Annotated in this window: 17 protein-coding genes and 1 tRNA gene; 12 read left to right on the top strand and 6 right to left on the bottom strand. The window is 65.2% G+C overall.

Going from position 1 to position 16,334, the window contains the following annotated elements; genetic code table 11:
• Positions 1-41: 41 nt before the first annotated feature.
• The 5 genes from OJF58_RS25130 to ltrA all read left to right on the top strand — a co-directional run bounded on the left by OJF58_RS25130 (position 42) and on the right by ltrA (position 5,033).
• The gene (locus tag OJF58_RS25130; protein WP_300780601.1) at positions 42-710 is read left to right on the top strand and encodes a DUF2076 family protein; all 669 of its coding nucleotides are present in this window, start codon (positions 42-44) and stop codon (positions 708-710) included.
• 27 nt (positions 711-737) lie between these two features.
• Positions 738-1,364, top strand: coding sequence for a glutathione binding-like protein (locus OJF58_RS25125; protein WP_300780600.1), 627 nt, complete (start codon positions 738-740; stop codon positions 1,362-1,364).
• Between the two features lie 80 nt (positions 1,365-1,444).
• Positions 1,445-1,963: a DNA starvation/stationary phase protection protein gene (locus OJF58_RS25120; protein WP_300780599.1), complete on the top strand. Its 519-nt coding sequence runs from the start codon at positions 1,445-1,447 to the stop codon at positions 1,961-1,963.
• Between the two features lie 213 nt (positions 1,964-2,176).
• Complete coding sequence (locus OJF58_RS25115; protein ID WP_300780598.1) at positions 2,177-3,118, top strand: OmpA family protein; 942 nt, start codon at positions 2,177-2,179, stop codon at positions 3,116-3,118.
• A 661-nt stretch (positions 3,119-3,779) separates the two neighbouring features.
• On the top strand, positions 3,780-5,033 hold the full coding sequence (ltrA, locus tag OJF58_RS25110) for a group II intron reverse transcriptase/maturase (RefSeq protein ID WP_300778228.1): 1,254 nt from the start codon (positions 3,780-3,782) through the stop codon (positions 5,031-5,033).
• Between the two features lie 88 nt (positions 5,034-5,121).
• Here the strand turns inward: ltrA and argE are convergent, their stop codons facing one another.
• Positions 5,122-6,288, bottom strand: a complete 1,167-nt coding sequence (argE, locus tag OJF58_RS25105) for an acetylornithine deacetylase (RefSeq protein ID WP_300780597.1) — start codon at positions 6,286-6,288, stop codon at positions 5,122-5,124.
• A 145-nt stretch (positions 6,289-6,433) separates the two neighbouring features.
• Between argE and OJF58_RS25100 the strand changes: the two genes are divergently transcribed.
• Positions 6,434-6,526, top strand: a tRNA-Ser gene (locus OJF58_RS25100).
• Here OJF58_RS25100 and OJF58_RS25095 read toward each other — a convergent pair.
• From OJF58_RS25095 to OJF58_RS25085, 3 genes are all read right to left on the bottom strand, one after another.
• Entirely contained in the window at positions 6,527-7,645 is a 1,119-nt protein-coding gene (locus OJF58_RS25095) for a tellurite resistance/C4-dicarboxylate transporter family protein (RefSeq protein WP_300780596.1), read from the bottom strand.
• Between the two features lie 106 nt (positions 7,646-7,751).
• Positions 7,752-8,159: a hypothetical protein gene (locus tag OJF58_RS25090; protein WP_300780595.1), complete on the bottom strand. Its 408-nt coding sequence runs from the start codon at positions 8,157-8,159 to the stop codon at positions 7,752-7,754.
• Positions 8,156-8,905 (bottom strand): aminotransferase class V-fold PLP-dependent enzyme, encoded by a 750-nt coding sequence (locus OJF58_RS25085; RefSeq protein WP_300785400.1) that lies wholly within the window; start codon positions 8,903-8,905, stop codon positions 8,156-8,158. The genes OJF58_RS25090 and OJF58_RS25085 overlap by 4 nt, the downstream gene beginning before the upstream one ends.
• Positions 8,906-9,040: 135 nt before the next feature.
• Here OJF58_RS25085 and OJF58_RS25080 point away from each other — a divergent pair, with 135 nt between their 5' ends.
• Positions 9,041-9,640, top strand: a complete 600-nt coding sequence (locus OJF58_RS25080; protein ID WP_300780594.1) for a hypothetical protein — start codon at positions 9,041-9,043, stop codon at positions 9,638-9,640.
• Positions 9,641-9,699: 59 nt separating this feature from the next.
• On the opposite strand, the gene OJF58_RS25075 is transcribed toward OJF58_RS25080, so the two are convergent.
• Together OJF58_RS25075 and OJF58_RS25070 are read right to left on the bottom strand one after the other, a co-directional pair.
• Positions 9,700-10,104, bottom strand: coding sequence for a DUF6455 family protein (locus tag OJF58_RS25075; RefSeq protein WP_300780593.1), 405 nt, complete (start codon positions 10,102-10,104; stop codon positions 9,700-9,702).
• A 138-nt stretch (positions 10,105-10,242) separates the two neighbouring features.
• A complete protein-coding gene (locus OJF58_RS25070; RefSeq protein ID WP_300780592.1) occupies positions 10,243-11,250 on the bottom strand; it encodes a tetratricopeptide repeat protein in 1,008 nt (335 codons plus the stop codon).
• 67 nt (positions 11,251-11,317) lie between these two features.
• Between OJF58_RS25070 and OJF58_RS25065 the strand changes: the two genes are divergently transcribed.
• The 5 genes from OJF58_RS25065 to OJF58_RS25045 all read left to right on the top strand — a co-directional run bounded on the left by OJF58_RS25065 (position 11,318) and on the right by OJF58_RS25045 (position 16,222).
• The gene (locus OJF58_RS25065; RefSeq protein ID WP_300780591.1) at positions 11,318-11,743 is read left to right on the top strand and encodes an OmpA family protein; all 426 of its coding nucleotides are present in this window, start codon (positions 11,318-11,320) and stop codon (positions 11,741-11,743) included.
• Positions 11,744-12,042: 299 nt separating this feature from the next.
• A complete protein-coding gene (locus OJF58_RS25060) occupies positions 12,043-12,984 on the top strand; it encodes a hypothetical protein (RefSeq protein WP_300780590.1) in 942 nt (313 codons plus the stop codon).
• A 100-nt stretch (positions 12,985-13,084) separates the two neighbouring features.
• Entirely contained in the window at positions 13,085-15,604 is a 2,520-nt protein-coding gene (locus OJF58_RS25055) for an arylsulfatase (protein ID WP_300780589.1), read from the top strand.
• A 67-nt stretch (positions 15,605-15,671) separates the two neighbouring features.
• On the top strand, positions 15,672-15,914 hold the full coding sequence (locus tag OJF58_RS25050) for a hypothetical protein (RefSeq protein WP_300780588.1): 243 nt from the start codon (positions 15,672-15,674) through the stop codon (positions 15,912-15,914).
• A 17-nt stretch (positions 15,915-15,931) separates the two neighbouring features.
• Positions 15,932-16,222, top strand: a complete 291-nt coding sequence (locus OJF58_RS25045) for a hypothetical protein (RefSeq protein WP_300780587.1) — start codon at positions 15,932-15,934, stop codon at positions 16,220-16,222.
• Positions 16,223-16,334: the final 112 nt, after the last annotated feature.

Below are 16,334 nucleotides of genomic sequence, written 5' to 3'. Positions count from 1 at the left end.
GACCACGTTGACGGCACTTCGGGGGAGCAGGAGGCACCGTCATGCAAAGCCAGGAACGCGACCTCATCGAAGGCCTGTTCAATCGACTGAAGGCTTATGAAGCGCAGCCCCGCGATCCCGAAGCCGAGCGCCTGATCGCGAGCTTGATCGCCCGGCAACCCGGCGCGCCCTACCTGCTCACGCAGACTGTGCTGGTGCAGGAGCATGCGCTGAAGGCGGCGCAGGAACGGATCGCCGAGCTCGAGGCCAAGGCGAAGGCGGCCGCGGCTCAACCCGGCTTTCTCGAGAGCGCGCCCAGGATCGGGCCTTGGGGAGCCGCACCGTCGGCTGCGGCTGCGGCTGCTCCCGCTACGGCTGCCATGCGTTCTCCTCCGCCGGCGGCTGCCGCAGCCCAGCCATCGGCCGGCGGCGGCTTCCTGCGCTCCGCCCTCGCGACGGCGGCCGGCGTCGCCGGCGGCGCGCTTCTGTTCGACGGAATTCGCAACCTGCTTGCCAACACCGGCAGCCCTTTCGGCAGCGTCGGCTATCCCGAGCCGCCCGCTGCGGCTGCTGCAGCGAACCCGCTGATGCCGCCCGATCAGATCTCCTCTGCCGATCTCGCGCAGGACGATGGCGCCGCCGACAATTACGATGCGTCCCCGGATGATTCGGACGGCGACGGCGACGATTTCGGAGACGATTCGGCCTTCGACGATTCGAACGAGGTCTGAGGAAAGCGTTCAGGGGGAGAGCAGGGAATGATCGAGCTTCACACGTGGGGCACGCCCAACGGCCGCAAGGTGTCCATCATGCTCGAGGAATGCGGGCTGGCCTACAACGTGCACAAGGTCGACATCTCCAAGCGCGAGCAGTTCAAGCCCGAGTTTCTGAAGATCAGCCCCAACAACCGCATTCCGGCGATCGTCGATTCCGACGGTCCGGGCGGCAAGCCGATCGCCCTGTTCGAATCGGGCGCGATCCTGATCTACCTCGCCGAGAAGACCGGCAAGTTCCTGTCCAGGGAACCGGTGCAACGTTACAAGACGCTCGAATGGCTGATGTGGCAGATGGGAGGCGTCGGGCCGATGTTCGGCCAGGCCCACCATTTCCTGCGCGCCGCGCCCGACAAGATCGAATACGGCATCAAGCGCTATGTCGACGAGGCCAAGCGGCTGTATGGCGTTCTCGACCGGCAGCTTGCCGCCAATGCCTTTGCCGCCGGCGCCGACTACACGATCGCCGATATCGCGATCTTCCCCTGGACCGCGCGGCACGAGTGGCACAAGGTCGATCTCGCGGACTTCCCCAACGTGAAGCGCTGGTACGATGTCATCAACGCCCGTCCCGCAGTGACCAAAGGGATGGCGGTGCCCTTCCTCAACTGACGAGGTCGATGGCAGGAGATGACATTCTGTTTTTGGAATCGGTCTAGACCATACCATCGCGCCTTGAGGAGAACCCGCTCATGAACAAGACCGTCAAAAGCCGTCAGGCCGCCGCCTTGGCCACGCCGACCGATCTCGGCGCCAACGCGACGAAGGACATTTCGGGCGGGCTCAATATCCTGCTGGCGGACGTTTTTGCCCTCTATTTCAAGACCAAGAACTTCCATTGGCACGTCTCGGGCCCGCATTTCCGCGACTACCATCTGATGCTCGACGAGCAGGCCGATGAGATCTACGCCATGGGCGACCCGATCGCCGAGCGCGTCCGCAAGCTCGGCGGCATGACGATCCGGTCGGTGGGGCAGATCACGAAGCTGCAGCGCGTCCTCGACAATGACGCCGAGTACGTCACGCCGGAGGACATGCTGGCCGAGCTGCGCGAGGACAACAAGCAACTGACCGCCAATATGCGGACGCTTCACGAGCTCTGCGACGAGCACAACGATGTTGCAACGGCGAGCCTGATCGAGAACTGGATCGACGAGACCGAGAAGCGAACCTGGTTTTTGTTCGAAGCCGGCCGTCGCAGCGGCGGCTGAGCGTCATTTTTGCATATCTGGGCACCCCGGATGGCAGCCGCCCCCAATTCGGGGCGGCTTGGTGTGGCCCTCCTGCAACAGGCGCAGTCGCAATTTGCACAAATTGGCCGTCTTCGTCGCGATTCGGCTGGAATTCGACTAAACTCGGCCATGTTCGAGACCGCTTCAGCCTCGGTTGAGTGAAATTAGAGTATTAATGCAAGGGAGATAGCGATGAAGAAGGCTTTTGTGGCGGCAGTCGCCATTGCGGCGCTTCCCGTCATGGCGCATGCGCAGTCACCGACGCCCGGCTTCTATGGCGGCGTGGAAGGTGGGGTGAGCTGGCTGCTCAACACCACCATTGCCGGCCAAGGCGTCTACCCGGCCACCGGCTGGGCGGCCGGCGGCAAGTTCGGCTATGATTTCATCGGGCCGCGCGTCGAAATCGAGGGCGTGTACCACGAGAACCAGTACTCGGGCGCGAATTTCCCGGGACAGGCGATCCAGGGCAAGATCGGCCAGGCGGCCGTGATGGCCAACATCCTCTATGACTTCAACGCGGGCGGCGTGATCGTTCCGTTCATCGGCGCGGGCGCGGGCGTCGGCTTCATCGATGCCGACCTGCCGCTGCGCAGCACCCAGTTCGCCTATCAGGGCATCCTGGGCGTGGGCTGGAACGCCACGCAGAACCTGCGCTTCGACCTGAGCGGTCGGTACTTCGGCACGACGAACCCGAGCTTCCAGGGCTCGAGCTGGAGCAACAACAGCTTCGCCGTGATGCTCGGCGTGTCGTTCAAGTTCGGTGGTGCGCCCGAGGCCGCGCCGCCGCCGCCGCCGCCGGTTGCCGCGCCGTCGTTCATGGTGTTCTTCGACTGGGATCGCTCGACGCTCTCGCAGCAAGCACTGAACACGATCCAGCAGGCGGCCGACGCCTACAAGGCCAAGGGCAATGCCCGCATCACCGCGACCGGCCATACCGACCGGTCGGGCCCGGAGAACTACAACATGGCGCTGTCGCTGCGTCGCGCCAATGCGGTCAAGGACGCGCTGGTGCGTGACGGCGTGCCGGCGACGGCGATCTCGGTCATCGGCAAGGGCGAGGCCGATCCGCTGGTCCCGACGGCCGACGGCGTGCGCGAGCCGCAGAACCGCCGCGTCGTGATCGTGATCCAGTAAGGGCCACGCACAGGAACGGAAAAGGCGGCCGACAGGCCGCCTTTTTTGTTTGGTGCGCCAGGCATGGCGCGTAGGTGCGAGGGCACGATTTGACCGAGTTGGTATCCGGTCGAAGACTTGGAGGTGGAAGTCCTTCACGGGCCCTGGTGATGGGAACCGTTAGCCGAACGGCAAGGGCGTCATCGTGAGATGGGGTCTGAAGGAAGCTGCAGGCAAAGTGCCGGCCTGACGAACAGGAAGCGCATATGAGGCGTCCGCCTCTGGGCGAGGGAGCCAAGAAGCCCGAAGCCCGAATATCACCCGGAAGGGGCGGGCGTAGATGCGCCAGGTAGATGGCACGAAGGTCACGCGCATTACCCTGGGAGATCTGCCGTCTTGCCCCTGGCAACAGGTGTGCTACCGGCGCTGCGAGGCGGCGGGATGGGGCGGCAGGAGTCAGCAGAGGCCGTAGTAGTCGGCGAACCGGGTCGACAAAGGGCCGAACATCAAGTGCCGGAGGGAGGTCGGTCTTTCGATGGTGACAACAGACGCAGGCGATAGCGCTGAGATGCGCCATGCCCGCCCCGAGGGTAGCGGCCGGCAGCCGCGAGAGCAGGGGACGGGTGCGTCAACCACCACGGCAAGACCGCGACCTTCCCATCCGGAGGAGGAGATGCGGCTGATGGAGAAGATCGTCAGCCGAGAGAACATGATGGCGGCCTACCATCGGGTGATGACGAACAAGGGCGCCGCAGGCATCGATCGGATGACTGTGGAGCAGTTGGCGCCGCACCTGAAGGAGCACTGGCCGCGCGTCAGAGAGGAACTGTTGGACGATCGATACAGGCCCAAGCCGGTGCGTGGGGTCGAACTCCCCAAGCCCGGCGGCGGGATGCGCCAACTGGGCATCCCGACGGTCCTGGATCGGCTGATCCAGCAGGCGATGCATCAGGTGCTGATGCCGCTGTTCGATCCGGGCTTCTCAGCGTCCTCGTACGGCTTCCGTCCGGGGCGCAGCGCGCACGACGCGGTGCTTGCCGCGCGGGCGCACATGGCCGATGGCCGACGCTTTGTGGTCGACCTCGACCTGGAGAAGTTCTTCGACCGGGTGAACCACGACGTGCTGATGGCACGGGTGGCACGCCGGGTCGAGGACAAGCGGGTATTGCGGCTGATCCGCCGCTACTTGCAGGCTGGGTTGATGACGGGCGGGTTGACGACGGTACGGACCGAAGGCACGCCGCAAGGTGGGCCTTTATCCCCGTTGCTGTCGAACATCCTGCTCGACGATCTCGACAAGGAACTCGAGCGACGGGGCCATGCCTTCTGCCGCTACGCCGACGACTGCAACATCTACGTGCGGACGAAGGCAGCCGGCGAGCGGGTGATGGCGTCGATCACACGGTTCCTTGCCGAACGACTGCGGCTGAAGGTCAACAGCGCCAAGAGCGCGGTTGACCGTCCTTGGGTACGAACGTTCCTGGGATACACCGTGACGTCCCACAAGCAGCCGCGCCTTCGGGTGGCGGCCAAGAGTGTGGGCCGGCTGCGGAACAAGCTCAGGATGACGCTACGCCAAGGACGCGGACGAACCCTGGCCCGGACCGTCGAGGACCTCGCTCCAATCCTGCGTGGCTGGATGCAATACTTCCGGCTGGCGCAGGCAAAGGGGGCCTTCGAGGACCTCGATGGCTGGCTGCGGCGCAAGCTGCGCGGCCTGCTGTGGCGGCAGTGGAAGCGTCCGCGTACACGCGCCAAGCGACTGATGCAGCGCGGCATCGATCAGGCTCGGGCGTGGCAGTCCGCCACCAACGGACGCGGCCCCTGGTGGAATGCCGGGGCCAGCCACATGAACAACGCCTATCGTGCCGCCTTCTTCGCCACCCTCGGCCTGCCGTCGCTCCAGCAACTGCATCATCGCCTCACCCGCGCTTGACGAACCGCCGTATACGGAACCGTACGTACGGTGGTGTGGGAGGGGGAGGCTGTGAAGCCTCTCCCTACCCGATCCGCTTCCTTCTCCCTCATTTCTCGGCCCAGCGGATCATCCTGGCGAGGAAGGCGTCGCAGGCATCCATCTGCGAGCGGGCGACGAACTCGTCGGGCTGGTGCGCCTGGGAAATGTCCCCGGGGCCGCAGATCACCGTCGGGATGCCGTGGCTGCGGAAGATGCCCGCCTCGGTGCCGTAGGGCACGGCATAGGTGCGATTGCCGCCTGTCCATTGCAGCGCCAGCCGGGCCGCTTCCTCGTTCTCCTCCGGCTTGAGGCCGGGCACGAAGGACCGGCGTCGCAGGGTGATGTCCGCGTCGGGATGCCTGGCCCGCATCGCCGGCAGCAGGAGCTCGGCGACATACCGTTCGGCGCGGCGCTGCACCTCCGAGGCATCGTCGCCCGGCAGTGTGCGGTAGCCCCAGTTGAGTACGCATTCGCGCGCCAGGATGTTCGCCGCCGTCCCACCGCTCACGATCCCGACATTGATCGTCGTATGGCCGGGCACCGTGTCGATGTCGGTCCGCTTCCGCTGCGCCAGCTCCTCCTGCAGCTCGTTCAGCCAGTGAATGAAATCGCCGGCGAAGTGGATGGCGCTCACGCCGAGATGGGTCATGGAAGAATGCGCCTCGACCCCCTTGAAGGTCGCGATCAGGCCGCCGCCGGCGTTCTGCGCATTGACGACACTCATCATCGTCGGCTCGCCGACGATCACGGCTTGCGGGCGGGGGACATTGCCCATCAGCTTCTCGGCCAGCGAATGCGCGCCGAGGCAGCCGACCTCCTCGTCGTAGCTGAAGGCGAAGTGCACCGGCACCTCGAGCTTCGCCCGCTGCAGGGCGGGAACATGGGACAGGGCGGCCGCGATGAAGCCCTTCATGTCGCATGTGCCGCGGCCGTAGAGATTGCCGTCGGGCTTCTCGGTGAGCGTCCAGGGATCGCTCGTCCAGGGCTGGCCGTCGACCGGCACGACATCGGTATGGCCCGACAGCACGACTCCGCCCGGCGCCTGCGGCCCGATCGAGGCGTAGAGATTGGCCTTGGTGCCGTCCTCGTTGGGCACCAGCGTGCTCTCGACCTCGAAGTCGGCGAGATAGGCCTGGATGTACCGGATGAGGTCGAGGTTCGAATTGCGCGAGGTGGTGTCGAAGGCCACGAGGCGCTTCAGCATCTCGACGGAGCTGGGGGCCGGCTGGGTCATGGCCACCACCGTCGCATGAATGGGCCGCGAGGGCCAAGAGCCTGAAATGACGGAAGAATCCGCGCCGTTGTTTGACTCGTCCGCGGCCCGCCGCTAGAACCGCCCGGCATCCGTCGTGGAAGATCGCCGGGGTCTAGCGGGCTGCGGAGAGGTGGCCGAGCGGTCGAAGGCGGCGGTTTGCTAAACCGTTATACGGGGATAACCCGTATCGAGGGTTCGAATCCCTTCCTCTCCGCCACTATCGTCCTTGCGGGTGCTCCCTCTCGGCCTCGGTGGCTTTCGATCCGTCTCCATCAGCTCTGTTCGCAGACGCTGCGCGTTTGCGCAGATCCTGCAGGAGGCCGACGAAGGCGAGCGTCCAGGCGACAAGCGCGGCAACGAACATGGCCAGCGGCAGGGGATCGAGGAGCGGCAGGTCGAGTGCTCTCGTCATCTCGTGGGTGGCGACGCCGTACATGCCGAGCGGGAACACCGCGCCCCAGTAAAGCGGATCGTATCTGAGCGGAAAGCGGCGCGCGATGTGCCGCCAGACGCCCAGCACCAGCAGCATCGGGATCCACCATGTGCCGGTCGCCCAGTAGAGCACCGTGATGCCCTTCAGGAAGGGCAGCAGCGAGGCGAGGAACGGCGCGTCGGGCGTGTTTTCCACGAGCCGCGCGCCGGCCAGTGCGGAGATCGCCATGGCGCCCATGTTGATCCAGTAGGGCGGCGTGAGATCGCCCGGGGAGAAGGCGAAGAAGCTGTAGCGATAGAAGATCAGCGAGATGATCCAGATGTAGAACATTCCGCCCCAGAGCCACATCGAGAGCGCGAAGAAGTTGAGCTCGAGCCTGAGCGGCTGTGGCCAGCCGCGCGCGACCAATGCCGCCAGCACCGCGACCGACTGCGTCGCCACGACCGCGATCAGCCAGGCACCGGTGAGGCCCTGCTCGAGCGACGGCTTCTCGCGCCTTACGGTAAACGCAGTGAAGACCGTGTAGGTGAGCGCGATCCAGAGCACGACCCCCAGCGCCAGAAAGACTGTCGCCGCCGCGAGGCTCTTCGCGATCAGCAGGACCTGCACACCCAGGATGCAGGAGCCCGCCACCGCGGTGAAGAAGCCGGGCGCCTGCCGATGCGAGGTCATGTCCGAAACGAACAGGAGCGGATAGCGGACCGCACGCAGGATCGTCAGCGCGGCGATCGCACCATAAGCGACGACATTGAAGGCCAGCAGGCCGATCGCGAGTGCGCCGAGCCCGAAGTCCCACGCGCCGACCGAGACGATGCCCGTCGCCATCACCAGCGCGAAATAGGCCGGTGAAAGCTGCTTCACGGCATCGAGGCGGATGCCAGCCGGATGGATCGCAAGGGGCATTCGAGTGCTGCCTTTTTGAGCTACCTCGCGCACCGCGCTGGCCGCGGCCTTGATATGAATCAACCGTGATTGGTCCGAGACGGGCCGACCGCCCGCCTTGCGCCCATCAAGCGGCCGCCCTGGTCGTCTGTCTCGGCCGCGCGAACAACGCCGCAGCCGCCGCGACACCCGCGCCCTTTCGGGATGTGTGCCCGAGGTCGTCCAGTGCGCGCTCGATGTAGTAGAGGTCCGTCAGGATGTCGCTCTCGCTCACGTAGCCCATCGTGCCGAGCCGGATCAGCTTGCCCGCCAGATGGGTGCGCGAGCCGGCAACGACGGTCCGGTAGCCCTCATAGAGCCTCCGGATGATGGCTCCGCCGTCGATCCGCTCGGGCACGCGTATTGCCGTCGCGGTGTCGGAAAGCGCTTCGCGCGCGAACAGCGCCAGATCGAGCGCCGCCAAGCCCGCGCGCAGTCCCGCGGCCAGGCGGCGATGGCGGGCAAGCACGTTGGCGAAACCCTCCTCGTCGATCATGCGCAAGCTTCGGCGAGTCCGGCCAGCAGCGACACGGGCGGGGTGAACGCGCTCTCCATCTTGTCGAGCGCGGCGCCTGCCTTGCGGAAATCCCAGAAGAAGCGCCCGCCATGGCCACGCTCGATGACCGCCCAGGCCTTGGCGCTGACGCCGACCAGGCCGAGGCCGGGCGGGCACATGAACGCCTTCTGCGACGCGCCGATCACGAGATCCAGATGCCAGCGATCCTGCTCGACCGGCAAGCCGGCGAGGCCGCTCACCGAATCGACGAGCAACAAGGTCGGACGATCCTTCGTCAGTTGGCCGATCGCCGGCAGATCGGCCATCACGCCGGTCGAGGTCTCGTTGTGGGTGACGCACAAGGCGGTGTAGTCGCGGCGGTCGAGCCGTCGCCGGATGACCGCCGGATCGGGCGCCGTGCCCCATTCGACCTCGAGCATATCGACTGCACAGCCGAGCGCTTGGGCGATCTGGCCGAAGCGCACGCCGAACTGGCCGCTCGCCGCCACCAGCACGGGCGCCCCCGGCGGTGCGACGTTGGCGAGTGCGGCTTCCATGGCGGCTGTGCCGGAGCCGGCAAACGCCAGCACCTTGCCGCGGGTACCGAAAATCGGACGGATCCGGCGCTGGATCTCGCCAACCAAGGCATGGAACTCTCCGGACCGTGATGATCGATCACGAGGCCGGCGATCGCTTGACGGACGCGCTCCGGGACAGTCGTCGGGCCGGGCAGCCGAAGCCGGTATGGCAATCCCCTCGTATCGTTCATGGCAGTCGTCTCCGCAAAAAATGCATGAGGCACCAGCGGAACCATCGTCGTCTTGATCCAGGTCAATGCTGCGTCCGGCAGGACGGGTTGGATGTTGTCAGGGAACAGACTTATGGCCTCCATCGAAACGATCAACGGCCGTGCCGTTCGACCAGAAGCCGGGCAAGCGCTCGCGGGTCGACTGCGCGCGCGCATCGCCAACCTCGAGCACATCCTTCGGCGCGACAGCATCCGTGGGATGGGCACGCACGTCCTGGCGCCGATGGTCGAGCGTCTCGAACTGCTCGAGAAGGCGGTCCGGCGGGTCGGCGTTCAGGACTGGAATGGCTCAATGGTCGGTCTCTTCGCGCGCGAGGCCGAAGCGACCTGCATGACCTGTACGCGTGCGCTCGACTGCGGCCGCTGGCTCGACGGCGCCGCTCGGCTGAACGCCTATCGCCGCTTCTGCCCCAACGTCGCTCTGTTCGACCTGCTGGCGCACCCGGCGCTCCGCTCCTCACCGCTCCTGCCAGACCGTGCAGGCTCGTGGATGGCCCGGTTGACGCGGCGCGCAAGCGCGGTGCTGGCTGCGTGGCGGCATCGCAGCCCGCGGACCGCCGACGGCCCGAGCGACAGTACCTGCTACCCCACTGCCGATGACCTCAGACGAATGCGCGTCGAGGCAAGCCGGCGCGAGGCGCGCGCATTGCTCGGCACCGGCATGCTGCTTTAGTTGGCCGAGGCGACGCCGGGTCCTTTCTTCCAAAGCGACAAGTGCGATCGTATCCGGCGCTATGCGTGGACCGGGCGCTGCTCCAGCAAGGCATTGTCGAGTTGCCCGGCATTCGGGCAGAAGCTGTGGAATTCCGTTCCCTCGCTGCCGGACAGCCATTCCCGGCACCGACGCTTGTCGGGGCACGTCGTGCAGGTCCACGTCATATCGCGCAGGCATTCGACCGGCAGCCGAGCGGCATCGATACCGAGCCGGGCGAGCATTTGGTCCAGCAGTTCCCTGGAACCGGCACAGCCGGCCATCAGAGGCCCAATCTGCGAGCGCACGAGCCCGGCATCCGCCAGAACGGCATCGAGAGAGCCCATGGCTTCGAGTTGCTCGAGTTCGCGTTGCAGCTGCCTGCGCTTGCGACTTCCTTCGACGAAGCGAGAGACCGTCCGCCGGAGATCCTGGAGCGTCGTCATGACCCTTACCTCCCATCCTCGAGGCGCCGCGCGGAGCCCCCGTTAAAGAAAAAAGGTTGATCGCGGTGGCTGTCGTCCGCTTTGACCCAGATCAAGCCGCGGACAGAGGATCACGCAAGAATGCCCGAAGGCATCCGATCATGGCACCGGCCCGGACGTCGCCACCGCCGACTGTGATTCCTGCAGCTCGGACGGACCCGAGCCAGCGGCGAGTTTTTCCATGGCCGCCAGGGCCGCGTGCCGTACCGTGAATGTCGGCGATCGGGCCGCGCGCTTGTACCAGGTAAACGCCTGCTGCCGATCGACCTCGGTGCCGATGCCGTTCTCGTAGCAATAGCCGAGATTGTATGCAGCCGCCGGGTCGCCTTTGTCCGCCGCCTGTCGAAGCAAGGCGATCGCCGCTGACAGCGCCTCGGGCGTGCTCTCGAGCAACAGCTCCTGCGCGCGGTTGAAGTCCTCGACCGCGCCGTCTTTCGGCGGTTCTCTGTCGGCGACCTTGTCGTTGCCGACCCTTTCGCTCGAATTGCCGAGCGATCCAAGGTGGGGACGTGCGGCCGTGATACCGCTCGCCAGCGCCAGCCGGAAATACCGCGTCGCTTGCGATCGATCGTGAGGCACGCCGTCACCGGCCTCGTACATGAGCCCAAGCGCATAGGCGGCACGCCCGACTCCGTGGGCGGCAGCTTTCCGATACCAATCGGCGGCGACGACGCGATCGCAGGGCACGCCGATGCCGGAATCGTAGAGGACGCCGATATTGAACATCGCAGTCGAATTGCCCAGCGCCGCCGCGCGTTCGTACCATGTCCGTGCCGCGTTCAGGTCTCGCGGCACGCCGCGTCCGAGATCGTTCAGCAATCCGGCATACAGCGCGGCCTGCCCATCCCCGGCCTGCGCTGCGCGCTGCCAGTCGTCCAATGCCTCCGTGTATCGGCCGGCCGAGTAGGCGGCCAGTCCTCGGGCTGTCAAAGGTGAGTCTGCGCGGGCAGGCACCGCCATGCTGGCGGTCAGGCCGAAGAGCAGCAGGGCAAGTTGCCACCGTCGGAAACAGTCCAACATCGGGCCCCCAACCCCGTGCGCCAACAAAAATATGGAGCCGTCCTTCGCGGGTGAGCAAGCAGAGTGGAGACCGGCCACAACTTTCACACTGTGCTCGTGAGGGCAAATTTTGGAATAGGTGGGACCTGGGCGCCTGGCACCAATAGGACCAGTCATGAACCGCTCCAACCGGTCTTTATCTGGCTATCGGCTCCTCACGATTTCGGCGATCGGCGTCCTCGTCCTGACGGCTTGCTCGCATCGCCCGCCGGAGCAGGCTTCTCTTGCCGCACCGCCAAACGACGTTCAGCTTTTCTTCGATAGCGGCAGCAGCACGCTTAGCGACGCGGCGCGCCAGACGCTGGATCAGGCAGCGCGTCTCTATCGGGAGAGCGACCCGATAGGGACGTTCGTCATTACCGGCTATGCCGACAACAGCGGCGGCGAGTACGCGAACCTCGTGCTGTCGGGGCGACGTGCGCTGGCGACGAAGGAGGCTCTGATCGCGCGCGGCATTCCTGCCGACCGGCTGCAGCTGCAGGCCGTCGGTTCTTCGCGTTCAAGCGAGAACAGTCGGCGGGTGGTGATCGCCTGGCGGTAGAGGTGGAACGTTACGTAGCCTTTCCCCACTGAGCCCTTGCGTAGCCATTGCGGGCCCCCGGCGCGCATGATCCGCACCCTGTCGCCGGCGAATGGCATGCATTTTGTCGCAAAAAGGTCAAGCGGAAGGGCGCGTGCTCCGTTAGCCTTTGCGCGTCGGGGGGCACTGCGGCAGACCGCAAGCGAGCCCATTGCTTGATGTTCGCGGTCCGCCTGGGTTGATCTGGATCATTCAGCGTCCCGACAAGCCGTGCAAATGGTTCGGGCTCCATCGGCACGAAGTGTGGGTAGGGGGTGCGAATGCGAGTGTACGCGGCTCGAAAGCTTGCATCTTCCGGCGCCATTCTGGCCTTCCTGGGGGCGCTGGCTGGCAACGCCGCATCGGCGGCCGACGACGATCGGCTCGCCGGGCCGGCAGAAATCGCGCAGCTCGAGCAGAAGATCCCGGCCGATCCCGAGCCGTGGCGGTTCACCGTCACCCCCTATGCCTGGCTGATGGGTGTCAGCGGCAATGTCACGGCGCGCGGCCAGACGATCGACACCAACGCGAGTTTCATCGATCTCGTGCAGAAGAGCGATTCGCTCGTGGGCTTGATGGCCTATTTCGAGGCCAACAAGGGCAAGGCCGGCATCTACACCGATTTCGTCTTTTCCAGACTGGGCTTCAGCGCCGGCCAGACCAGCTATCGCAACCCGATCGGCGGACTCAAGATCACCACCACGGCCAATGCGGCCCTCACGTACCAGATGTTCATTGTCGAGGTGGGCGGCGTTTACGAGGTCCATCGCTGGCCGGGTTCCGAAGGCTCGTTCACCGCCGTCGATGCGCTGGGCGGCTTCCGCTACTGGAACAACTCGATCGACGCCTCGTTCGATGTCACCTCGAACGTGGACTTCTCGCGCCTCCACCTCGAGCGCTCCTTCGGTCTCGCGATCGCGCGCTCCGATGCGATCCAGTGGGTCGATCCCGTGATCGGCTTCCGCGTCCGGCACCAGTTCACGCCACATCAGGAACTGTGGGCCCGCGCCGATATCGGCGGCTTCGGCCTGGCGGGCAGCCGGTTCTCCTGGCAGGCGGTCGCCGCCTACACCTACCTCTGGCAGGCCAGCGGCTACCAGGTCGGCGCCACCATCGGCTTTCGCGCCCTCGGCGTGAACTACGGCTCGGGCGGCGGGCCCGACGCCGTCGGCATCAACGAGACGCTTTATGGCCCGATCATCGGCGCCAGTTTCCGATTCTAGCTGCGAGTGCGTTCTGCCTACGCGTGCAATTCGACCTGGCTCAATCGGCCGGCTGTGGTGGAGAGGTGCACAAGCGGCCTGGCTCTTCGGAGGTCCTGCAATGCCGACATTCCAACCCTGGATCGCCCGACTCATCGCACCGGCCGTCTCCGCTGCTTTCCTTCTCGCCGGCACGCCGGCGGGCCAGGCCCAGCAGATCAACGGAACGCCGGGTGCGCCCGACGCCACCATGACCATCGACGGCTCGCAGCTTCCGCCTCCGCCGCCAAAGTTCGGCGGCGTCATCAATGAGACGGCGCCGCAGTCGAAGCCCTATTGGCCGCCGCGCGTCGTGCCGCCCAAGGGGGCCCCCAACGTCCTGCTGATCATGACGGATGATTCGGGTTATGGCGTGCCCAGCACTTTCGGCGGCGTCATTCCCACGCCGGCGCTGGACCGCATCGCCAACCAGGGTCTGCGCTACACGAACTTCCATTCGACCGCGCTTTGCTCGCCCACGCGCGCCGCCCTCATCACCGGCCGCAACCACCATTCCGTGGGCTTCGGCGTCATCTCCGAGCAGGCGACTGGCTATCCCGGCTACGACAGCGTCATCACCAGGGACAAGGCCACGATCGGCCGCATCCTCACCGACAACGGCTATCACACGTCGTGGTTCGGCAAGAACCACAACACGCCGGAATACCAAGCGAGCCAGGCAGGCCCGTTCGACCAATGGCCGACCGGCATGGGTTTCGAATATTTCTACGGCTTCATGGGCGGTGACACCAACCAGTGGGAGCCGGGCAACCTCGTCCGCAACACGACACCGATCTATCCCTATGTGGGACACCCGGGCTGGAACCTGATGACGGCCATGAGCGACGAGGCGATCGAGTACATGAACCGCATGAAGGCGCTGTCGCCCGAGCAGCCGTTCTTTGTCTACTTCGTGCCCGGCGCCACCCACGCACCGCATCACCCGACCAAGGAATGGGTCGACAAGATCAGCGCCATGCATCTCTTCGACGAGGGCTGGAACAAGCTGCGCGAGAAGATCTTCGAGAACCAGAAGCGGCTGGGCGTCATACCGGCCAATGCGAGGCTGACGCCATGGCCGAAGGACCTCATCAAGGAATGGGACCTGCTCTCGGCCGACGAGAAGAAGCTCTTCATCCGCCAGGCCGACGTGTTCGCCGCCTACACGGCCTATGCCGACCACGAGATCGGTCGCGTCATCCAGGCGGTCGAGGACCTCGGCGAGCTCGACAACACGCTCATCATCTACATCAACGGCGACAACGGCACGAGCGCCGAGGGCCAGCCCAACGGCACGCCGAACGAAGTCGCGATGTTCAATCAGATCAACCCGAGCGTCGAGGATCAGCTCAAGTACTTCTACGACGTGTGGGGAACCGACAAGACCTACAACCACATGTCGATCGGCTGGGCGTGGGCATTCGACACGCCATTCTCCTGGACCAAGCAGGTCGCCTCGCATTTCGGCGGCACCCGCCAGGGCATGGCGATCTCCTGGCCCAAGGTGATCGAGGACAAGGGCGGCATCCGCAACCAGTTCCACCATGTGATCGACATCGTGCCGACGATCCTGGAGGCCACGCACATCAGGCAACCGACCATCGTCGACGGCATCGAGCAAAGCCCGATCGAGGGTGTCAGCATGATGTACACGTTCGACGCCAGGAACGCGAGCGCGCCCTCCACGCACCAGACCCAGTATTTCGAGATGTTCGGCGACCGCGCCCTCTACCACGACGGCTGGATCGCCAGCACCAAGGTCATGAGACCGCCGTGGGTGACCGCCGCCAATACCGGCGATGTGCTCGACTATCCGTGGGAGCTCTACGAGCTCGAGAACGACTGGACGCAATACGAGGACGTGGCGGCGAAGAATCCGGGCAAGCTCAAGGAATTGCAGGCGCTGTTCCGGAAGGAGGCCGACAGGTACCAGGTCAGGCCGCTCGACAACACGGTCGTGGAACGGCTCATCACACCCCGGCCCAGTCTCAGCGCGGGCCGCACGGCATTCACCTGGACCCGGCCGATCACGGGCGTGCCGAACGGCGACGCGCCGAGCCTGCTCAACACTTCGTACACCTTCAAGGCCGAGGTCGAGATTCCCGACGGCGGCGGCGAAGGCATGATCGTCACGCAGGGCGGCCGCTTCGCCGGCTACGGCTTCTATGTGGTGAAGAACAAGCCGGTCTTCACCTGGAACCTGGTCGACCTCAGGCGCGTGCGCTGGGAGGGCCCCGAGCTGACGCCCGGCAAGCACATGTTGGAGTTCGACTTCAGGTACGCGGGCATGGGCCCCGGCACGATGATGTTCGGCAGCTTTGCCGGCATCGGACAGGGCGGCACCGGCGTGCTCAAGGTCGATGGCAAGGCGGTCGCCGAGCAGAAGATGGAGCATACGATCCCCTTCATCCTGCAGTGGGACGAAAGCCTCGACATCGGCTCGGACACCGGCACGCCGGTGAACGACGCAGACTACCAGGTGCCGTTCGTGTTCAACGGCAAGATCGACAGGGTCACGCTGACGCTCGATCGGCCGAAGCTCTCGCCCGAGGACATCAAGAAGCTGGAGGCCGCGCGACTCGAGAAGAAGGCGAGCGAGTGAGCGGGCGAAAGCGAAGAGGCATGCGTTGGATAAGCGTTTCCTGCCACCTCGACCAAGGAGATCGAGCATGAAGACTCTGATTGCGGCAGCTACTGCCGCTTCGATCCTGCTGCCCTTTGCGGCGTTCGCCGACGATGTTTCCTATTGCAAGGCGCTGAGCGACGTCTACCGAAAGGAAATAGGATCCAACGTATCATCGGGCCCGGTTCCGGAAGCCATGGCAGGCTGCGAGAAGAACCCGGCGGGCTCGATTCCGGTGCTGGAGCAGGTCTTGCGAGACAACAAAGTGACGCTGCCTCCGCGTACGTAGGCAGGGCCGCAGCAGTCATGCGCAGCACGACCTTCACGTTGACATTCGTTTGCCTGGCGCTTGGCATATCGGCCGAGACCCGGGCGGAAGACGAGCTGATGAGTCTGTGCATGGCGACGAGCGATCGGAAGACGTGTCAGTGCATCGCCTCGAATATCCCGCCGGAGAAACGGCTGCCGGCCATCGTCGCCATGCGCAGGTCCAACACCGCAATTCAAAGTGGCGCCCCGCTGGATCCCTCGGCGCTCTCGAAGGAAGAGCTGGAAGGGTTGGATGTCGTTGTCCTTGCTCAGGCCTCATGCATGTAGCGCAGGTCGTACGGCCGCAGATGTGGAAGGTTCACGCAGACACCAATGGTGAGGAAAAGTAATCCCGATGGAGCTCGTTCGGCGCCGGTCGCGGGGGCGGCTGGTCTGCGAT

The sequence above is a fragment of the Enhydrobacter sp. genome (genome assembly GCF_030246845.1).
GTDB lineage: Bacteria > Pseudomonadota > Alphaproteobacteria > Reyranellales > Reyranellaceae > Reyranella.
The sequence above is the reverse complement of the archived record's forward strand: the minus strand, read 5'-3'. Positions and strand labels throughout refer to the sequence as shown.

Bases quoted from the DNA above. Each gene is read 5' to 3' on its own strand.
- OJF58_RS25130 (WP_300780601.1), top strand. From the start codon at position 42: ATGCAAAGCCAGGAACGCGACCTCATCGAAGGCCTGTTCAATCGACTG.
- OJF58_RS25125 (WP_300780600.1), top strand. From the start codon at position 738: ATGATCGAGCTTCACACGTGGGGCACGCCCAACGGCCGCAAGGTGTCC.
- OJF58_RS25120 (WP_300780599.1), top strand. From the start codon at position 1,445: ATGAACAAGACCGTCAAAAGCCGTCAGGCCGCCGCCTTGGCCACGCCG.
- OJF58_RS25115 (WP_300780598.1), top strand. From the start codon at position 2,177: ATGAAGAAGGCTTTTGTGGCGGCAGTCGCCATTGCGGCGCTTCCCGTC.
- ltrA (WP_300778228.1), top strand. From the start codon at position 3,780: ATGGAGAAGATCGTCAGCCGAGAGAACATGATGGCGGCCTACCATCGG.
- argE (WP_300780597.1), bottom strand. From the start codon at position 6,288: ATGACCCAGCCGGCCCCCAGCTCCGTCGAGATGCTGAAGCGCCTCGTG.
- OJF58_RS25095 (WP_300780596.1), bottom strand. From the start codon at position 7,645: ATGCCCCTTGCGATCCATCCGGCTGGCATCCGCCTCGATGCCGTGAAG.
- OJF58_RS25090 (WP_300780595.1), bottom strand. From the start codon at position 8,159: ATGATCGACGAGGAGGGTTTCGCCAACGTGCTTGCCCGCCATCGCCGC.
- OJF58_RS25080 (WP_300780594.1), top strand. From the start codon at position 9,041: ATGGCCTCCATCGAAACGATCAACGGCCGTGCCGTTCGACCAGAAGCC.
- OJF58_RS25075 (WP_300780593.1), bottom strand. From the start codon at position 10,104: ATGACGACGCTCCAGGATCTCCGGCGGACGGTCTCTCGCTTCGTCGAA.
- OJF58_RS25065 (WP_300780591.1), top strand. From the start codon at position 11,318: ATGAACCGCTCCAACCGGTCTTTATCTGGCTATCGGCTCCTCACGATT.
- OJF58_RS25060 (WP_300780590.1), top strand. From the start codon at position 12,043: ATGCGAGTGTACGCGGCTCGAAAGCTTGCATCTTCCGGCGCCATTCTG.
- OJF58_RS25055 (WP_300780589.1), top strand. From the start codon at position 13,085: ATGCCGACATTCCAACCCTGGATCGCCCGACTCATCGCACCGGCCGTC.
- OJF58_RS25050 (WP_300780588.1), top strand. From the start codon at position 15,672: ATGAAGACTCTGATTGCGGCAGCTACTGCCGCTTCGATCCTGCTGCCC.
- OJF58_RS25045 (WP_300780587.1), top strand. From the start codon at position 15,932: ATGCGCAGCACGACCTTCACGTTGACATTCGTTTGCCTGGCGCTTGGC.